This window comes from Bacillus sp. TL12, from assembly GCF_022625245.1.
In the GTDB taxonomy this organism is placed as follows: domain Bacteria; phylum Bacillota; class Bacilli; order Bacillales; family Bacillaceae_G; genus Bacillus_A.
Window position 1 is genome coordinate 1 of sequence record NZ_JAJJBY010000098.1, and the last position, 4,446, is coordinate 4,446.

A 4,446-nucleotide genomic window follows, 5' to 3' on the forward strand; every position below is an offset into this window, starting at 1 on the left:
CCAAAACTTTTCAGTTTCACCAAATGGCTACAAAGTAAGAGGAAAAAGAGAACGACCCCGTACAACCCAAACACGGCAGCACAAAACATGGCTACAAACCGAAGAATGCGTAATGTAATCCCTGCACTGTATTGTGGGATAGTAAAGGAAGAAATAGCTGTAACAGCTACAACGATTACCATAATTGGACTGACAATCCCTGCTTCTACGGCAGCCTGTCCAATAATTAATCCACCCACAATCCCCATTGCCGGTCCAATCGGTTTAGGTAAACGTAACCCAGCTTCCCGTAAAATTTCGATAGCCACTTCCATAATCAACGCTTCTATAAGAGCAGGAAAAGGAACTCCTTCACGTGTTCCTATAATAGAGATAACTAGCTTAGTGGGAATTAACCCTGGATGAAACGAAATAAAGGAAATATATAATGCAGGAGTAAATAATGAAATAGAAGCTGCAAAGAAACGCAATAGGCGGAGAAGCGTACTTGGAATCCAGCGTTCATAATAATCTTCTGGTGATTGTAACAGCATACTAAATGTAACTGGAACAATTAATGCGAATGGTGTCCCATCCAGTAAAATTGCTATCCGTCCTTCCATCAAGGCACTAATAACACGATCAGGACGTTCTGTATTCTGAGCTTGTGGAAAAGGACTGAGGTAATTATCTTCAATAAGTTGCTCTATATAACCAGATTCAGGCACACTATCTATATTTATTTTCTGAATTCTTGTTTTTACCTCTTCCACTAATTCTGGACTAGCAAGATCTTTAATAAAGGCCATAACTAGCTCTTTTTTTGCACGTTCCCCTACTTGAAGCTTTATCAATGATAAAGTCTCATTTTCACCATGACGCCGCAAAAGGGCGGTGTTATCACTTAATACTTCCGTAAAACCTACCCGTGGACCTCTGACTAATGCTTCTGATACTGGTTCTTCAATATTCCGTTTGTTTGTTTTTGTTGTACCAAGAATGAACACATCTATTAATCCCTCAACTAGAAGGGCTGTCGAACCTGTCAATACTTTTGAAATCAAATCTTTTATGTAATGGACTTCTGTTACTTCACTAATAGAAAGAACTTTATTTTTAATAAATTCTTTCGAAACGGTCTCTTCCACATAAGTAGTTTCGTTTTTATATTCATCGAAAAAATCAACCATTAGTGAATTCATAATATGTTTATCGATTAGCTCTTTATCTGATAGTCCATCGACAAAAATGATCGCAGCTCGAATGCCTTTGCGCCCAATATTAAACTCCCGAAAGTGAACATCAGAATTATGACCGATTTCTTGTCTTATGAGTTCTAAGTCTGATGTGAAGTCACCCGTAAAATGAACCGTTGAGTTTCGAGAAGGCTTAGTTTGTTGTTTAGCATTGCTTTGAATGGTATTTTTTTGTACTTGTTTGTCCTTTGATTCCCACCAACTCATTTTTATCACTCTTTCTCTGATATACTGACCCAATGAAAAAATCTTGAGATAATATATGGAATTAAAAATACGATAAAAGCTTGTACAAAAACTTTCCAATCCGGAAGATAGGAAACAAACATATTCCACATTTTCATCATCTTATAAATGCATCCTCCTAGGAACAAGATTTTATCAAATCTGGTCTTTTTTTATAAAGCTTCCCAAAAATATTAAGTATAAAATCATGTAATAATACCCATTAAAGTAAAAAAATGCTATCTCTAGCATCTTTTTTACTTTAATTTAACTAACTATTTATTTATATTTTTAGCCAAATTACTTTTGTTTTTTCCATATAACATATATATAACAAGTCCAATAAGCATCCAGATTATAAAACGAATCCAAGTAACTTCTGGAAGACTGATGATAAAATATAATGAAAAACAAATCCCAATCAACGGAATTACAGGGACAAAAGGCGTCTTAAATTTCCTTTCTAAATCTGGTCTTTTCTTTCTTAATACAATGATAGAAGAACAAATTAATATAAATGCTGATAATTTACCAATATTAACTAATTCGCCCACCTCACTAATAGGGGTAAATCCTGATATTATTGCTGTAATCATACCTATAATTAATGTAGGACGATGTGGAGTCTTATATTTAAGATGTACCTTTGTAAACCATTTTGGTAATAATCTATCTCGACTCATTGCAAACCGAGCTCGCGAACCTGCAAGTGTGAACGAAAATAAAACAGAAAGTATGCCTGTAATAGCTGCTGCAGAGATAAATAAAGTAATCCATTTTAATCCTGCATCACTGAAAATCTTAGCTACCGGTGCAGCGTTATTCAATGTATGATATGGTGCCATTCCTGTAATTACTAAAGACATTCCAATATACAGACATAATGCAATTATTAAAGATATGACTACAGCTCTTGGTAAATCACGTTGTGGATTCTTGGCTTCTTCAGCTGCTGTAGTTAACGTATCATATCCAAATACTGCAAAGAATACAAGCGCAGCACCACTCATTACGCCATTAAAACCAAAAGGCATAAAAAGATGCCAATTGGCTGAATCAATGTAGAAGCTTCCGACAGCAATGACCACTAAAATAATACTTAGCTTAATAATTACCATCAATGTGTTGAATTTTGATCCCCACTCCATACCAAATGTTAATAATCCAGCGATAGCTAGACTTATAATAACTGCAATTAAGTCTACTCGATGCCCATCTCTTGTACCTGGAGGCCCTTGAGCCCAAATTGGAATATGTATTTCGATTTGTCGAAGTAATTCTTGCATATATCCAGACCAACCAATAGCAACTACTCCCACTACTAAAATATATTCTAGCAACAGATCCCACCCAATTAACCATGCTACTCCTTCTCCTAATACAGCATAGCTATAAGTATATGCACTCCCAGAAACGGGGATAAGTCCAGCAAATTCAGCATAGCATAGTGCAGCAATAATAAAAGATAAAATAACTGCAGGACCAGCATGCTCAGATGCAGCTACTCCTGTTAGAACAAAAATCCCACCCCCAATAATTCCTCCTAATCCAATTGCAGTTAATTGTCATAATTCTAACACTCGATTTAGTCCAGTACTTCTAAGGCCTTCCTTTTGCAAATGATCAATGGACTTTTTTCTAATAAATGCATTCATTTTCTTTCCCTCTGAGATTACATAAAAATACAAAAACAATTAGAATTCAGATTATTTTAGCGCGATTATTTTTTATGCAATTTATTGATACATATTTATATTAAAAAACGGAAAATATATCATTTCTTACAGATTTTGCGATACAGGGAAGCCCATACAGGACTTTAGTCCGCCTGTAGGCATGGGATGAAAGTATCGCTTTTTCGTAGAAAAACACTTGTTTTTTGGGGATATACTTCAACTATAGACAAGAATAAGTCTTTAAAACGCCTATGTGTTCTTTGAAAACAAGATATCGTATGAGGTACTCAAGCTATCAGTAAAATGATATGTGTCGTCAAGAACAAGACGCTAAAATATTGGAACACGCAACTAGCTGTACGGTATGGTCACAGTACTGTAGCTCACGAACCTATAGGGTCTGTCGTGAGAGTGGTTGATGGCACACCGCAAACTTGCACGTCAACGATACCAGAAATGGACTTCGCCCTTGATAGCAAGAATCCCACTGGCTTTAGCCAGATTGCCCTTTTAGGGATGGGAGTGTCAATTTACTTAGTATACTTTTATAGATTCATCAAAGGATTTCGCTAACTTTAAGTACACATTAAGTAAAAGTGGACGAAAAGGTATCCTCTCTAATATTTTATTGAAAACAGAATATATGATCGTAACAGTTATAAATTCAACATTGGAGATTAAGAATTAGCAAGAGTTCGTCATCGCGATTCCGAGTGTATTCGTTTTGCTTCAAAATAAAGAACCTGAATAAATTTTTTCGTATCGATACGAACAGGTAATGTTGGCTCATTATTCAACTCTGTCATCTTTCTCCTTACGGTAGTAAAATCAAAAAACCTAGAAGCATAATTTTCGAACTTCGGGTTTAAAAAATCAGTAAGTCCAAGGGATGCTAAATGGTTTAATGATTGGTAAATTGCCCTCCGGATCCGTTGTTTGGAGGCTTCAATCGATCTTTTTAATTCGACATCTTCGGTTGATTCTCCAAGTCTTTTTTGAGCTAAATTCACAAAAATTTCTTTTAGAGAGGGAACCCCTTGTTCAAACGTTTTATCTTGTTCATATTTATATAAATAATCCAGCATGTCCATTAAATCTTTACTTCCGCTTTCACTGGCTATCCCTAATTCGGATAGAAGAAAATGAACGGAATTTCGAAAATGGTTGGAAGTACTTATATATTTTTCATTACGGTATTTTCCCTGTGTACTTTGATCACTATCCAATTTAAGCACCATATTGAGCGATTCTTGAATGTTATTTATCGATTTTTCCAATCGGATTCGTTCGACGACTTTCTGAACGACTGT

General features: G+C 35.5%; 3 protein-coding genes. All 3 read right to left on the reverse strand.

The genetic code is table 11. The annotated features are described in order from the left end of the window. Positions 1-1,442 (reverse strand): spore germination protein (locus LOK41_RS27380; RefSeq protein WP_241819258.1); only part of this gene is annotated, 1,442 nt, incomplete at its 3' end. A 293-nt stretch (positions 1,443-1,735) separates the two neighbouring features. Next, positions 1,736-3,013 carry an amino acid permease gene (locus LOK41_RS27385; RefSeq protein WP_347269383.1) on the reverse strand — a complete coding sequence of 426 codons (1,278 nt, stop codon included), beginning with the start codon at positions 3,011-3,013 and terminating at the stop codon, positions 1,736-1,738. Between the two features lie 821 nt (positions 3,014-3,834). Further along, a partial coding sequence (locus tag LOK41_RS27390) for a DNA-binding domain-containing protein (protein WP_241819262.1) occupies positions 3,835-4,446 on the reverse strand: 612 nt, incomplete at its 5' end.